The sequence below is a fragment of the Deinococcus sp. Leaf326 genome (assembly GCF_001424185.1).
GTDB lineage: Bacteria > Deinococcota > Deinococci > Deinococcales > Deinococcaceae > Deinococcus.
This window is the reverse complement of the sequence record NZ_LMOM01000065.1, coordinates 269,348-283,407: the sequence shown is the minus strand read 5'-3', so window position 1 is coordinate 283,407 and position 14,060 is coordinate 269,348. Positions and strand designations below refer to the sequence as shown.

Below are 14,060 nucleotides of genomic sequence, written 5' to 3'. Positions count from 1 at the left end.
GACGGCGATGGGCAGGGCGGCAGATGAGGAGACAGGCGTGGTCGAAGTTCAGATAGGGGAATATCACCTCCGCATCTTCGAAGACGGGGTGCCGGCGGACTGGACCGCCCTGCGCGAACACGCTGCGCTGTTCGGGGAGTATGACGTGCAGAGCCGCGAGCCGGGGCCAGTCAGCGTGGTAGTCCTGAGCACCCCCCAGGGCCGTGATCTGGTCGTGGCCCAGCACCATGAGCCGAGCGGGCCTGGGTTTCCGCTCGGTGTCCTGCTGGTCCCCGAGACGGGTGTGTTGCTCATCGGCGCAGGCGAGCGGGTGCTGGCCTACGACATCCGGGTTCCGGAGCTGCTCTGGGAGGACCGGGCCGAGTTCGGGTTCTGGGCTTTTGCCCGGCACGGCGACGTGATCCTGATGCTGGCCGAACTGGAACTGGCTGCCTGGACCACGGCGGGCCACAAGGTATGGAGCGTGTTTGTCGAGCCGCCGTGGACCTATACGGTGCACGAACAGACCGTGACGCTGGACGTGATGGGCCGGGTCCGGTCGCTGGATCTGCGCACGGGAACACCGGTGGAAGGGAGGCCCTGAAAGCCCAGGCCGCCCTAGTTGTCGCGCGCGAAACTGCGGGCGTCGTTCACGCTCAGGGGCCGGGCGAACAGGTAACCCTGCCCGTAGTCGCAGCCCAGTTCGCGCAGGGCGTCGAGGTGGCGCACTTCCTCGATGCCCTCGGCCACCACGCGCATATTCATGTTCTTGGCCATGGCGATGATGGTCCGCACGAGTTCGGCGCTGCTGGCGCTCGTCAGCATTCCCTGCACGAAGGACCGGTCGATCTTGAGGGTATCGAGCGGGTAGGAATGCAGGTAGCTCAGCGACGAGTAGCCGGTGCCGAAGTCGTCGAGGTGCAGCCGCACCCCCAGGGCGCGCAGTTTTTCCAGGGTCTGCCCGATGGCCTCGGGGCGGGCTAGCAGCGCGCCCTCGGTGATTTCCAGGTTCAGGCGTTCGGGCGGAAAGCCCGTATCGGCCAGCACGCTGCGGACCTGCTCATAGACGCCGGGCGCCGCGAAGTGCCGCGCCGAGAAGTTCACGTTCAGTGTCAGGGGAGGAAAGTGGGGGCTCTCGTGCTGCCACTGCCGCAGCTGCTTGCAGGCCTCGCGCAGCACCCAGCGGTCGATGTCGAGCATCAGGCCGCATTCCTCGGCCACGTCCAGAAAAGCCCCCGGCTCCAGCAGGCCGTGTTCGGGGTGCTGCCAGCGCAGCAGCGCCTCGAACCCTGCCACCCGGCCGCCCTCCAGCGTCATGATCGGCTGGTACACCACCCGCAGTTCGCCCCGGCCCAGGCCGTGCTTGAGTTCGTTTTCCAGTCGCCCCAGGCGCATGGTGTGCTCGCGCATCTGCGGCGTGAACACCTGGTGGCCCGCGCCGCCGCTGTGCTTGGCGCGGTACATGGCGATGTCGGCGTCCCGCAGGATGTCGGCCGAGCTGGTGTGCTCCGGGTGCGCCAGTACCACCCCGATGCTCACCGACAGCGCGATGTCCAGCCCGTGAAGCTGCATGGGGGGGCGCAGCGCGTCCTGCATGCGCCGGGCGACGTCGGTGGCCTCCTCGGGCGAGTCCAGCGGAGTGAGCAGCACCGCGAACTCGTCGCCGCCCAGGCGCGCCAGGGTGTCGCCGGGCCGCAGCACCGCGAGCAGCCGCGCCGAGAGTTCGCGCAGCAGGGCGTCGCCGGCCGGGTGTCCCAGTGTGTCGTTGACCCCCTTGAAGCGGTCGGTGTCGAGAAACAGCACGGCATATTCCTCGGCGCCGGGACCGCGTGACCGCGCCAGCGCCATGTCCAGGCGCTCGCTGAACAGGGTACGGTTGGGCAGGCCGGTCAGGGCGTCATGCGAAGCCTCGTGGCGCAGCTGGCGGGTCACGGTCCTCAGCTGGGCGGTTCGGGACTGCACCCGGTCTTCGAGCTCGTTGTTGAGCTGGCGCAGGGCGTCCTGGGTACGACGCAGCTCGGTGATGTCCATGCCGTGCCCGATACACAGCGCGAGTTCGCCGTCCTCTCGGAACATCGGGGTCATGGAGCGCAGCTGCACTGTGCGCGTCGGCGTGCCGAAACTCTCCTCCCAGAAGACCGTGTCGCGGGTCTGGCGGGCCTGGAGGTAGTGGTACTCGCGGGCCTGGGCCAGCTCGGGCGCGAACTGGCGGTGCTGCACGTACTCGGCGTCGGTGCGCCCGATGATCCAGCGGCGCACCTCCGGCGACGCGATGGCGGCCGGATTGCAGAACACATAGCGGTGCTGGGCGTCGAGCACGGCGACCGGTGCGGGCAGGGCGCACAGGAGTTCTTCGTAGAAGGCCTGGGGCGCGAGCAGCTCGGCCCCCGGCAGACCGCCGAGTTCGCCGCTCAGAAGCAGGTGCCTGTCCAGGTGGCCCCCCATCGGGCTCAGGGTGCCGGTCCAGGGCACGGTCTCTCCGTCCCGGCCCCGCAGCCCGAGGGCCGTCCGCAGCGTCTCGCCCCCGCGCACCCGCTCCAGTACGCCGCGCAGCCGCAGACCCTCCAGCGAGACGCTCAGGTGCGACTCCAGCGGAGTGCCCAGAGCCGCCGGCCCCAGCAGCGCCGTGCTCGACGGGCACAGCGACATGATCTGCCCTGCAGGGTCGAGGACGAGACTCGCCGGCTGCGCGCTGACCGCCGGCGAAGGATGCCCCCCGGACCGCAGCTGTCCCGCAAGTTGCCCCAAAAAGGCCGCCCAGGTTCCAGGACCAGGGGGAACGGCCGCGCTCAGGCCGTGGCGGTGCAGCAGCGCGTCCAGATCGGGGATCATTGAGGCGGTCCGTCCTTGTCCCGGCGCGGCCGGGAGGAGAAGTCCGCTGCCCACAATTGAGGAGCAGCAGCCGGATGCACTCTAAAGTGGAAAATCTTACAGGCGGCTTGCGGTGACCGGACTTCAAGTCATCTTCATGCCGTGCCCATCCTGGCGGCCCGCTGGCGCGCCACGAACGCCAGAAAGGCGTCCCTGGACAGGGTGTTGACTACCCCCGCTGGGGTGAGGCCGGCCTTGCGCGCCACCGCCACCCCGAAGCGGGCGTCCGCGAGCCCCGAGGGCACGTGAGCGTCGGTGTTGACGGCGAAGGTCAGGCGCTCACGCCACGCCAGGGCCACGCGCCAGTCGAGGTCAAGCCGGTAGGCGTTGGCGTTGATCTCGACCACCGTGCCGCGCGCCTCGCAGGCAGCCAGCACGGCGCCGAGGTCAAAGGCATAGCTCGGGCGGCGCAGCAGCAGCCGGCCCGTGGGGTGTCCCAGGATGGTCACCAGCGGGTGCGACGCGGCGCGCACGAGGCGCTCGGTCTGGCGCTCGGGAGAAAGGGTGAAGTGACTGTGGACGCTGGCCACTACGTAATCGAGCTGAGAGAGCACCTCGTCGGGATAGTCGAGTGAGCCGTCGTCCAGGATGTCCACCTCGGCCCCGGCGACCAGGGGCACGCCCGCCGCCTGAAGTTCGCGGACCTCGCGCAGTTGCTCCAGCAGGCGCTCGATGCTCAGGCCGTTCGCGTAGGCGGCCGCCCGCGAGTGGTCGCCCGTGCCCAGGTACTCGTGGCCCAGGCGCACGGTTTCCTCGGCCATCTCGGCGATGGTCGCCGCGCCGTCCGACCAGCGGGTGTGGGTGTGCAGCAGGCCGCGCAGGTCGCGCACCGTCACGAGTTCGGCCGGGTCGGGAAGGCTGGTCCACACGGCGTCGTGTTCCGGCTCGCGGTACTCGGCGGGGCGCGCGGGCAGCCCCAGTTCGCGCCAGACGTCGGCCTCCGTGGGGGTGGGGAGGGGCGTGTCGCCGCGCCGCAGCCCCCGCCCGCTGAGCGACAGACCCCGGCTCCGGGCGTGGTCACGCAGCTCGTCCCGGTAACCGGCGGCCCCGCCCATCATCAGGTCCAGGGCGCCGCGCGCCGGGGCGGGGGCATACGCGATCTCGACCGGCACGCCGTTGACCCGGCCCGCGAGCACCGGTTTGCCCTCCACCGGCGCGAGGCCCTCGACCCGGCCCCCCAGGCGCGCCGTGACCTCCTCCGGGCTGCCGGTCACGGTCACGCGGGCGGCGCGCACGGTCTCCAGACCCCGCCGGGCGTCGCCGGCCACGCGCGGCTCCAGGCCCGCCAGGAGGTCCAGCAGGCCCAGCGACACGTCCAGACCGGTCGAGAGGTGCTGGTGTTCCTGCGAGGCGAGCGCGAACTCGACCGCCTCCAGAATCGTCGCCGCACTCTTGGCCCCGAACCCCCCCAGGGCCGCGACCCCGCCGCTGCGGCAGGCCTCACGCAGTTCCTCCAGCGAGCCGATCCCCGCGTTCCACAGCGCCCGGATCTTCTTGGGCCCCAGCCCGCGCACCCGGAACAGGCTCAGAACGCCGGGAGGCACCAGCGAGACGGCGTCCTCCAGCGGCCCGAACACGCCTTCCTGGGCATAGGCGCTCAGCTCGGCGGCGATGCCGCGCCCCACCTTGGGGATGCCCCCAAAGCCGCCGGCCAGCAGCTCCCCGATTTCGGCCTCGGTGCCCTCCAGACTGCGCGCCGCCGAGCGGTAGGCCTGCGCGCGGAAAGGTTCCTCGCCCAGCAGGTCAAGCAGGTCGGCGGTGGTCTTCATGGCCGAGACGAGGTGCTTGCGGGTCAGGCCCTGGGCTGCTCCAGTGGACTCAGCCACGGCGCACCCGCCCGGCGTAGGTGACGGTGCGCGCGCCCACGTCGCGCAGTGCCTTGAGGGCCGCCGTGAAGTGGTCGCCGACCTCCTGCGGCCTGTGCGCGTCGCTGCCCAGCACGAAGGGAATGCCGCGCTCGGCGGCGGCGCGCGTCAACTCGGGTGAGGGGTAGGCCTCGGCGACGGGCTTGCGCCAGCCCGCCGTGTTGAAGTCCAGGGCGAGGCCGCACTCGGCAACCACGTCCAGCGCGTGCAGGGCGTACACCGGGTCGGGATCGAGGTGCCCGAACTTCTTGGGCAGGTCGAGGTGCCCAACAGAGTCGAACAGCCCCGAGCGCGCCGCTCCCTCGACGAGCGCGTAGTACGCCTGATACAGCCCGCGCCGGTCGCGCCGGTCGTACTCGTCCACGAATGCCGGGTTGTCGAAGCCCCACGCGCCCAGGTAGTGAATGCTGCCGATCACGTAGTCCCAGGAATGGGCCGCGAGCACCTCCTCCACATACCGCTCGGTGCCGGGATGAAAGTCGGCCTCCAGGCCCAGACGCACGTCGAGGCGCCCGGCGAATTCGGCCTGCACCTCCTGCACCGCCGCGACGTACTCGCTGAGCTGGTCGCGGCGCATCCGCCAGGGCGCGTCGTACCACGCGGGCATGGGGATGTGGTCAGTGAAGCACAGGCCCGAGAGGCCCGCGTCCAGCGCTGCCTGGGCGTACTCGCGCGGCGCGCCGGTCGCGTGGCCGCACAGCGGGGTGTGCAGGTGCGAATCGAACAGGGCGGTCATGCCTTTAGCGTAGCGGCTCCCAGCCGGGAGCAAAGCGGGCTGCCGGGAAGATGGCCTGCGCCGCCTCCAGCATCCCCGCCCACTCGGCGGGCCGGTAGCGCCGCGAGACGTGCAGCAGCACCAGTTCACGCGCCCCGGCCGCCCGCGCCAGCCGCGCGCCCTGCTCCGAGGTGGTGTGGTGGTTGCGGGCCGCCAGCTCGGCGTCGGCTGGGGCGTACTGGGCCTCGACGTACAGCGTCTCTATTCCGGCCAGCCGCGCCGCGAGCCGGTCGTGTTCGGCCTCGTCAAGCAGGAAGTCGGTGAGGTAGGCCGCGCTCTGGCCCGCCTCGGTGCGCAGCAGCCGCTCGCGCAGCCCGGCGGCGTCACGCGGCGTGCCGTTCACGTCGAGCGTGCCCGTCGCCCCCGCCTTGAGCTGCGCCAGCCACGGCCCGCCGCGCAGGCCCAGCGCGGCCAGGACCGCCGGGTCGACCGTCACCCGCTCGGGCTCGCGCAGCACGTAGCCCAGGCTGGTGCCCTGGTGGCGCAGTGCGAGCGCCTCCACCCTGACCTGCGGGGTCGTCAGGAGGGCGGCGCCGCGCGGCTGGTCTCCGGCGGGATGGGCGACCTCGAAGGCCTCGTGCGCCTCGAACCGCCAGCTCTGCACTCGGTCGGGCCAGACCTCGTGGACCAGCCAGGAGCCGAGCATCCCGGGCGCGTGGTTCCACCAGTAACCCCGGAAGCGGTGGGCGACGATGCGCGCCGTGCCCGGCGGTCCCCAGATGTGGTTCCCCCGCCCGGCACGCTCGAAGTTGACCCGGAAGAAGTCGTCGAAGCCCGCCACGTGGTCCATGTGCAGGTGCGAGAACAGCAGGTGGTCAATGCCCATGATCTCGGTCATGGGCATTGTATCCAACGTGTGGCCGCCGCAGTCGAGCAGCAACCGCGTCTGCCCCTGGCCGCTGTCGGCCGTGACCAGCAGCGCATTGTCCCGGCCGGGCCGCCCCAGCACCTGCACGTTCAACATGGCCCCAGGGTAGGGGACGGGGGCGCGGCGCGCATCGGCCGTCTGACCTGTCTTTCCTTTAAATCTATCTGCTCCGCCCAACCGTCAGGCGTGCCCTCCTTGGAATGGAGACGCTAGAGGCTGCCAAGAACCTTATGCAAAAAGGGGCTTGAGATTGTGACAGAGCAGAACACAGGCAGCCAGAAAATGAAACCCGACCAGCGTTGACGGCAGCCGTTCGAGGTCTCGTCCGAGGCGTCTGAATCGGGAGAGCCAAGCGAACGAACGCTCAACCACCCAGCGGCGTGGCAGCAGAATGAAGCCCTTCGATGCCTCCGGCCGTTTCACGACGATCAGYTCCACCCCTGCTTCAGCAGCTTGGACAGCGSTCTGTTCTCCCCTATAGCCCTGATCGGCAAAGGCCACTTCCACGTTGACGCCCGTCGCTTCTTGCACCTCCAGGCACAGGTCTTTGACCTRTGCTCTGTCTTGYTCATTGGCAGGGGTCGTCAGCACGGCRAGCAAGTGGCCCAGGGGATCGACCGCCAGGTGCACCTTGGTGCCCTTGCGTTTTTTRGCCCCATCGAACCCGGCGCGGTGTCCACTTTCCGGCGTGCTTTGGAGCGTGCGACTGTCGATGATGATTGCGGTGGGCTCGCCGTTCCTGGACCGCTCGACTCGGGAGAGGATCCGGAGATCATGTGCGGCCGTCTCGAAGCACCCGGCCTCGAACCAGCGGTGCGCCTGTTGGCGCACCGTCTCCGCTGGYGGAACATCGTTGGGAAGATAGGCCCACTGCGCGCCAGTGCGGGCGATCCAGAACAAGGCGTTGAGGACGTCCCGGATGGGGTAGTTCCGCTGCCGTRCCTCCTGAGGACGGAGCAGAAGATACGGGAGGAGGAAAAAGTACGTATYGTCGTCCACGTCGCTGGGGTAGCCCTGCCGGATCATCCACGCATTCTGCTCTGTCCCAACTCCAGCGCCAACACTTCAAATCAGTTCTTGGCGGCCTCTAGCGTCCACGTCGCTGGGGTAGCCCTGCCGGATCATCCACGCATTCTGCTCTGTCCCAACTCCAGCGCCAACACTTCAAATCAGTTCTTGGCGGCCTCTAGGCCCGCGCGGCGGCCTGTCTCCGCCACACCCGCCGCCCAAAGACGTGTAGTAGCAGTCCGCCGAAGACCAGCCCGGCGCCGAGCAGTTTGCCTGCCGGAAAGACCTCGTGAAAGGCCAGGGCGCTCGCCGCCATGCCGAAGACCGGCACGAGTAGCGACAGAGGCGCCACACGCGAGGCCCCGTGCCGCTGGATGAGGCCCGCCCACAGCCCGAAGCCGAGCACCGTGTTGCCCAGTCCCATGAACAGCACGGCCCCCCACAGCGCCGCGCCGCCGTGCGTGAGGGTCTGAAGGACCGCGTCCCAGCCACTCGTCACTCCCGCGAGCAGGGTCAGGGGGAGGGGCGGAACCAGGGCGCTCCAGATCACCAGCGAGAAGACATTGGCGCTGCCCGACGCCCGCACGAGCAGGTTGCTCACGGCCCAGCCGAGGGCCGCCGCCAGCGTGAGGAGCAGTCCGGCCAGCGGCAGGTCGCCGCCCGACTCCAGCCCGATCAGTCCCATGCCCCCGAAGGCTAGGGCCATGCCCGCCGCCTGCCAGGGCGCGATCCGCTCGCCCAGAAACCGGGCTGCGAGCATCGCCGTGAAAAAGGCCTGCGTCTGCATGAGGAGGCTGCCCAGCCCCGCGCTGAGGCCCAGCCCCAGGGCGAGGTACAGTAGCCCGAACTGCACCACCCCCGCCGACACCCCGTAGCCCCACAGAATCCGGGCGGGCACGCGCGGACGCGGCACGAAGAACACGGCCGGCAGGGCCGCGGCCGCAAACCGCAGCGCAGCGATGAGCAGGGGAGGCGCTCCCGCCACCGCCCACTTGATCACCACGAAATTCACGCCCCAGATAAAGGTGATGAGCAGCGCGAGGCCCAGCGCGCGCACGGTCATGGGGGCCTCTCCGAGGGCGGGTACGGGCAGGTCGGCGGGGGCGGCGCGCATCGCCGGCGAGCATAGCGCGCTGCCGCCAGAAAGCCCTATGCACTTTTATGCGCTCAGGTTGTATGATTTCTCTCTATGACGAAGGCTGCCCGCCCTGCCAAGAAGCCCGCATCGGCCATCCAGACGCCTAAACAGTCTGAAGGGCTCCGCAGAAACGCTGCAACTAAATCCAGCGGACCGGTCCTGCTGACCCCGGAGACGCTGCCTGCACCCGTGATGGCGGGGCGCGACTTCCTGAGCAACCTCGACATGACGGCTGCAGAGCTGCGCGCCGTGCTGGACACGGCCCACAGTATGCGCCGGGGCGAGTGGCGCGGGGTCAAGCCCCTGTCAGGGCTGTCTCTCGCCCTCGTGTTCGAGAAGGCCAGCCTGCGCACCCGCACCACCTTCGACGTGGGTATGTACCAGCTCGGTGGGCACGCCATCACGCTGTCCAACCAGGAGATCGGCCTGGGCACCCGCGAGCGCGTGTCGGACGTGGCGCGCAACCTGGAGCGCTGGGTGGACGGCGTCATGGGCCGCGTGTACCTCCAGCAGACCCTGGTCGAGCTGGCCGAGCACGCCTCGGTGCCGGTCGTCAACGGCCTCTCGGATATGCTGCACCCGGCGCAGCTCCTGGCCGACTACCAGACCATCGAGCAGGAGTTCGGGCAGGACCTGCGCGGCAAGCGCGTGGTGTACATCGGCGACGGCAACAACCTTGCCAACAGTCACATCCATATGGGCATCCTGACCGGCACCGACGTGACGGTCGTGACCCCGGTGGGCTACGAACCCAACGCGGGCGTACTGATGGACGCCGTGAAGGCGGGCGTAAACATCACCCTGACCAACGACCTCGCCGCCGTGGAGGCCGCCGACGTGCTGTACACCGACGTGTGGATCAGCATGGGGCAGGAGGCCGAGGCCGACATCCGCCGCCGGGCGTTCCGGGGCTATCAGGTCACGCCGGGCATGCTGGACACCATCGCCGGGGACGGCATCTTCCTGCACTGCCTGCCCGCCCACTACGGCGAGGAAACGGTGCCCGAGGCGACCGAGCACCCCAAGAGCCGCGTCTTCGATCAGGCCGAGAACCGGCTGCATGCCCAGAAGGCCCTGCTGTACCACCTGATGGGCGCCATGAAGCCGCGCTGGTAATGACCATACTCACCACCCCCCGCCTGAGCCTGCGTCCCCTGACACCTGCCGACCTGCCTGCCGTGCTGGCCTACCGCAACGACCCCGAGGTGGCCCGCTACCAGGGCTGGGCGCTGCCTGCGACACTGGAGAGCGTGGCCGGGCTGGTGTCGGACGCGCCGCTGGGTACGCCCGGCTGGGTGCAGCGCGGGGTGTGGGCCGGTGCGGGGCTGCTGGGTGACGTGGCCCTGAATACCGACCCCCAGCGGCAACAGGCCGAATTGGGCGTAACCCTGGCGGCCTGGGCACAGGGCCAGGGCTACGCCGCCGAGGCGCTGCGGGCGCTGATGGCTCACGCTTTTGCTGACCTGGGCCTGCACCGCCTGCATGCCAGCATCGATCCACGCAACGTGGCGGTGGCCCGGGTGCTGACCCGTCTGGAGTTCCGGCACGAGGGCACCTCGCTTCAGAGCTACTGGCACCGCCAGGAGTGGACCGACGACGCTCGTTACGCCCTGCTGCGCTCAGAATGGACGCCGTGACCACCGGCGGTGGCATGCAGCTCAGCGGTATTTCCGGCCCCCAGCGGTCCGGCAAGGAGGACAGGCAATGACCCCACCCAAAGTGTTCATCGACGGCGAGGCCGGCACCACCGGCTTGCAGATCCGCCAGCGGCTTCAGGGCCGCAGCGACCTCGAGGTCCTGAGTATCGACCCCGCCCGGCGCAAGGACCCGGAGGCCCGCGCTGAGCTGCTCAATGCTGCCGACGTATCCATCCTGTGCCTGCACGACGACGCGGCGCGGGAGGCGGTCGCCCTGACGACCAATCCCTCCGCCCGCCTCCTTGACGCGAGCACGGCCCACCGGGTCGATCCCGCGTGGATCTTCGGCTTTCCCGAGTTGAACCCGGAACAGCCCGGCCGTATCCGCGCGGCGCGCCACGTCGCCAACCCCGGGTGCTACAGCACGGGCGCCATCGCCCTGCTGGCCCCCCTGACCTCGCGCGGGCTGCTGCCGGCTGACTTCCCTGTTTCCATCCAGGGCCACAGCGGGTACACGGGCGGCGGCCGGGCGCTGGTGGACGCCCACGAGCAGAAGCTCGACCACCCCATGCGCGGCGATTTTCTGGGCTACGGCCTGGCCCTGGACCACAAGCACCTCCCCGAGACGATGCGTTACGGCGGCCTGACCCGGACCCCGGTCTTTACCCCCAACGTGGGGGCCTGGGCGCAGGGCATGACCGTGACCATCCCGCTGCATCTGAGTGAGCTGAACGTGACGGCTGGGGCGCTGCACGCCGCTCTCACCGAGCATTACGCCGGGCAGCGCCATGTCCGGGTGTACGACCTGGCCGACAACCCGGCCGTGCTCGACCCGCAGACCCTGAACGGCACGAACACCCTCGAACTGTTCGTGTACCCGGCCGCCGACAGCGAGCGTGCCGTGCTGGCGGCCCGCCTTGACAACCTGGGCAAAGGGGCGGGCGGCGCGGCGGTACAAAACCTGGAGCTGATGCTCGGGCTGTAGCCTCGGAGGGGTGGGCAAGACACGGTCAGATAAAGGCCACCTGAAATCCGGGACGCTTGCCCTCTGAAGCAGGTATTAAGCCTGTGTTACGATGCCCACTGAGTCTGACGCAACCATTACACTGGTCGGGCCACCGAACGCTCACTGTGCCCCATACGTACCTCATCCCCGGATGGGGTCTTCGCGTGGAGTGTCATGGGCTACGAAGGGAAAGGAGGAGGGATTTGGACGTTTCGAGTCGAGTCTTGAGTGAACTTGCCAGCCGTGAAGCGGCGCTGGACGCGCAGATTGAGGCGGCCCGCGAGGAAGCTCGCCGCGCGGTGGACGCCGCCGAGCAGGAAGCGGCCCGCGTTCTCCAGAGCGCCCAGGCGCAGGTTCAGGCCATGCAGGTCGCCCACGAACAGGCCCTGACGGCCGAGACCTCGCGCATCCGCGACGAGGCCCGCGCCCAGGCGGAAGCCGACAGCCTGAGCACCCGTCAGAAGGCTTCGGGCCGGGTTCAGCAGGCCGCCGAGCACATCCTGAGGGCGGTGCTGCCGTGATTAACCCCATGCAGCAGGTTGTGATCGCCGTTCGCAAGCGTGACAGCGAAGCGGTGATCGCGGCCCTGCAAGACGCCGGGGTACTGCACCTCAAGCCCATCGTGGGTGGCCCCCTGAACACCGGCAGCCTCGCCGGTCAGGACGCCGCTCACCGCCGCGAGGATGAGCGACTGCTCGCCCGCGCCGAGAGCACCATCGCCGAGCTCGGCACCTACCGCCCCGCCCCCGCCCCGCTGCCCGCCCAGGGCGAGTGGGAACGGGTCGTGGAGCAGGCCGCCCAGCCGGTCTCCGTCTTGGCGCGCGAGCGTCAGGAGTGGCAGGCCGATCAGGACGCCGTGTCGGCCTACGGCGACGCCGTACGTGCCCTGGCCCGGATGGTCGGCAACCTCAGCGGCAGCCGCCGTCTGGGGCTGGTGCCGTTCCTGATGCAGGCGACCGACAACCCCGCCGATCTGGAAGGCGCCCTGCGCGAGACGTTGCCCGAGCGCTATGCCCTGGCGACCGAAGCCGTGGGGAGCAACCGCGTCGGCGTGATCGTCACGCTGCGCGGCGAGCGCGACGCCGCCCGCGCGGCCCTGAGCCGCGTGCGCCTGGGCGAGCTGCGCCTGCCGGGGCGCTTCGACCGCCTCACGCTGGGCGAGGCCGCCGCCGAGATGGACGCCATCTCGGGGAAGGGCGAAGCCCGGCAGCGTGACCTCAATGCCCGCCGTGACCGGCTGGCACAGGAACACGGCCCGGCGCTGTATGCCGTGCGCGACGCCCTGAAGGACCGCGTGGCGGTGCACGACGTGCGCGCCGTATCGGCCCGTGGCAAGTACAGCCTCGCCATGCAGGGCTACGTGCCCGGCGACGCGGTGCCGGCCCTCCAGGGCGCGCTGGGCCGCTTCGGCGACGCGGTGAGCTACGAGCTACACCCGGTCGACGAGCACCACGACGAGACCATTCCGGTCGAACTCAAGAACAACGGCTACGTGCGGCCCTTCCAGGTCGTCATGGGTCTGATGAGCCTGCCCAAGTACGGCACCTTCGATCCCACCTGGGTCATCGCGGTGTTCTTCCCGCTGTTCTTCGGCATCATCATCGCGGACGTAGGTTACGGTCTGCTGTTCCTGCTCTTCGGCCTGTGGCTGGCGGGCAAGGCCCGGCGCAACGAGGGCTGGGACCTGTCCTTCTTCGGCGCGTACGTGCCGCCCGCCACCCTCAAGGACCTGAGCTTCGTGACCATGGTCATGGCCGCCTGGTCCATCGTGTGGGGCGTCCTGACCGGCGAGCTGTTCGGCACGCTGGGCGAGCACCTGCACCTGTTCTACGTCGACCCCAACATCGTGAACAACCTCTGGGGCTGGACCGGCATCCGCGCCGAGGCGCACGGTGAGGTTCACAGCGGCCTGATTCCGACCGTGTTCCCCCGTCTGGAAACCGACTACTTCAGCAACGTGGCCCTCGTGTTCGCGCTGCTCTTCGGGATCGGCCAGGTGCTGTGGGGCTGGGGCATCCGCATCCAGCAGGGGATCAAGCACAAGGACGCCACCCACACGTGGGAAGGCATCGCCCTGTTCGGCGGCGTACTGGCCCTCGTCATGATGGCCTTCGCCACCCGCGCCGGCAAGGACTTCAGCGCCTTCGGCAACTTCGCCGACCCGCGCGTACTGGTCATGTATGCGGGCTTCATCGCCTTCATCATCGGCTATATCCGTGTCGCCAAGCAGTTCCCCATGCTGCCCATCGAACTGCTATCGCAGGGCGGGGCTGTCATGAGCTACGCCCGTATCTTCGCTGTCGGTCTGGTGTCGGCCATCCTCGCCAAGCTGTGCAGCGACGTGGGCTGGAGCATGTATGAGCGCATCGGCTTCCTGGGCATCATCATCGGCCTCGTGCTGGGCGCCGCGCTGCACTTCTTCGTGCTCGCGCTGACCCTCATCGGGCACATCGTCCAGCCGCTGCGTCTTCACATGGTCGAGTTCCTGAACCCCACCGGGTTCAACACAGAGACCAGCCCCCGCTACGCCCCCCTCCGCCGCCTCAGCCCCGCAGCCACCGCGCCGGGGCAGGTCAAATAATCTTCAGGAGTCCTCCCATGACCAAAGCCACCAAGATCGTCCTCGCCTCCTTCGTCCTCGCCCTCGCCACCGTCGGCTTCGCCCAGGAAGCGGCTACCGCCAACACCGTCGGCGGTCCCGACGATATGTACCGCGGTCTGCGTGCCATCGGCGCCGGCCTCGCGCTGGGCCTCGGCGCTGTGGGCACGGGTATTGCCCAGGCCCGCATCGGCTCCTCGCTCGTCGGCGCCGTCGCCGAGGACCCCAGCAAGGCCGGCTCGCTGCTGCTGTACTTCCTGATTCCCGAAACGCTCGTCATCTTCGGCTTCCTCGCGCTGTTCATCCTGAACTGA

Annotated in this window: 13 protein-coding genes; 7 read left to right on the top strand and 6 right to left on the bottom strand. The window is 69.4% G+C overall.

Going from position 1 to position 14,060, the window contains the following annotated elements:
- Positions 1 to 37 precede the first annotated feature (37 nt).
- Complete coding sequence (locus ASF71_RS24815) at positions 38 to 583, top strand: hypothetical protein (RefSeq protein ID WP_056302683.1); 546 nt, start codon at positions 38 to 40, stop codon at positions 581 to 583.
- Positions 584 to 597: 14 nt separating this feature from the next.
- Here the strand turns inward: ASF71_RS24815 and ASF71_RS18280 are convergent, their stop codons facing one another.
- The 6 genes from ASF71_RS18280 to ASF71_RS18255 form a co-directional block, all read right to left on the bottom strand.
- On the bottom strand, positions 598 to 2,811 hold the full coding sequence (locus tag ASF71_RS18280) for a bifunctional diguanylate cyclase/phosphodiesterase (protein ID WP_056302682.1): 2,214 nt from the start codon (positions 2,809 to 2,811) through the stop codon (positions 598 to 600).
- 134 nt (positions 2,812 to 2,945) lie between these two features.
- Positions 2,946 to 4,676, bottom strand: coding sequence for a DNA polymerase/3'-5' exonuclease PolX (locus tag ASF71_RS18275; protein ID WP_255354760.1), 1,731 nt, complete (start codon positions 4,674 to 4,676; stop codon positions 2,946 to 2,948).
- Positions 4,669 to 5,451: a histidinol-phosphatase HisJ family protein gene (locus ASF71_RS18270; RefSeq protein ID WP_056302680.1), complete on the bottom strand. Its 783-nt coding sequence runs from the start codon at positions 5,449 to 5,451 to the stop codon at positions 4,669 to 4,671. The genes ASF71_RS18275 and ASF71_RS18270 overlap by 8 nt, the downstream gene beginning before the upstream one ends.
- 4 nt (positions 5,452 to 5,455) lie before the next feature.
- Positions 5,456 to 6,454 carry an MBL fold metallo-hydrolase gene (locus ASF71_RS18265; RefSeq protein ID WP_056302678.1) on the bottom strand — a complete coding sequence of 333 codons (999 nt, stop codon included), beginning with the start codon at positions 6,452 to 6,454 and terminating at the stop codon, positions 5,456 to 5,458.
- Between the two features lie 132 nt (positions 6,455 to 6,586).
- Complete coding sequence (locus ASF71_RS18260) at positions 6,587 to 7,384, bottom strand: IS5 family transposase (protein ID WP_056302676.1); 798 nt, start codon at positions 7,382 to 7,384, stop codon at positions 6,587 to 6,589.
- Between the two features lie 160 nt (positions 7,385 to 7,544).
- Positions 7,545 to 8,429 carry an EamA family transporter gene (locus ASF71_RS18255; protein ID WP_056303036.1) on the bottom strand — a complete coding sequence of 295 codons (885 nt, stop codon included), beginning with the start codon at positions 8,427 to 8,429 and terminating at the stop codon, positions 7,545 to 7,547.
- Between the two features lie 267 nt (positions 8,430 to 8,696).
- On the opposite strand from ASF71_RS18255, the gene argF reads away from it, so the two are divergent.
- The 6 genes from argF to ASF71_RS18225 all read left to right on the top strand — a co-directional run bounded on the left by argF (position 8,697) and on the right by ASF71_RS18225 (position 14,060).
- The gene (argF, locus tag ASF71_RS18250) at positions 8,697 to 9,620 is read left to right on the top strand and encodes an ornithine carbamoyltransferase (protein WP_056302674.1); all 924 of its coding nucleotides are present in this window, start codon (positions 8,697 to 8,699) and stop codon (positions 9,618 to 9,620) included.
- The gene (locus ASF71_RS18245) at positions 9,620 to 10,141 is read left to right on the top strand and encodes a GNAT family N-acetyltransferase (protein ID WP_056302672.1); all 522 of its coding nucleotides are present in this window, start codon (positions 9,620 to 9,622) and stop codon (positions 10,139 to 10,141) included. The genes argF and ASF71_RS18245 overlap by 1 nt, the downstream gene beginning before the upstream one ends.
- Before the next feature lie 67 nt (positions 10,142 to 10,208).
- Positions 10,209 to 11,126, top strand: a complete 918-nt coding sequence (argC, locus tag ASF71_RS18240; protein ID WP_056302670.1) for an N-acetyl-gamma-glutamyl-phosphate reductase — start codon at positions 10,209 to 10,211, stop codon at positions 11,124 to 11,126.
- A gap of 245 nt (positions 11,127 to 11,371) precedes the next feature.
- Positions 11,372 to 11,668, top strand: a complete 297-nt coding sequence (locus ASF71_RS18235; protein ID WP_369815020.1) for a V-type ATPase subunit subunit G family protein — start codon at positions 11,372 to 11,374, stop codon at positions 11,666 to 11,668.
- Positions 11,665 to 13,728 (top strand): V-type ATP synthase subunit I, encoded by a 2,064-nt coding sequence (locus ASF71_RS18230; protein WP_056302665.1) that lies wholly within the window; start codon positions 11,665 to 11,667, stop codon positions 13,726 to 13,728. Before ASF71_RS18235 ends, ASF71_RS18230 begins: the two co-directional genes overlap by 4 nt.
- A gap of 17 nt (positions 13,729 to 13,745) precedes the next feature.
- Positions 13,746 to 14,060 carry an ATP synthase subunit K gene (locus ASF71_RS18225; protein WP_014683695.1) on the top strand — a complete coding sequence of 105 codons (315 nt, stop codon included), beginning with the start codon at positions 13,746 to 13,748 and terminating at the stop codon, positions 14,058 to 14,060.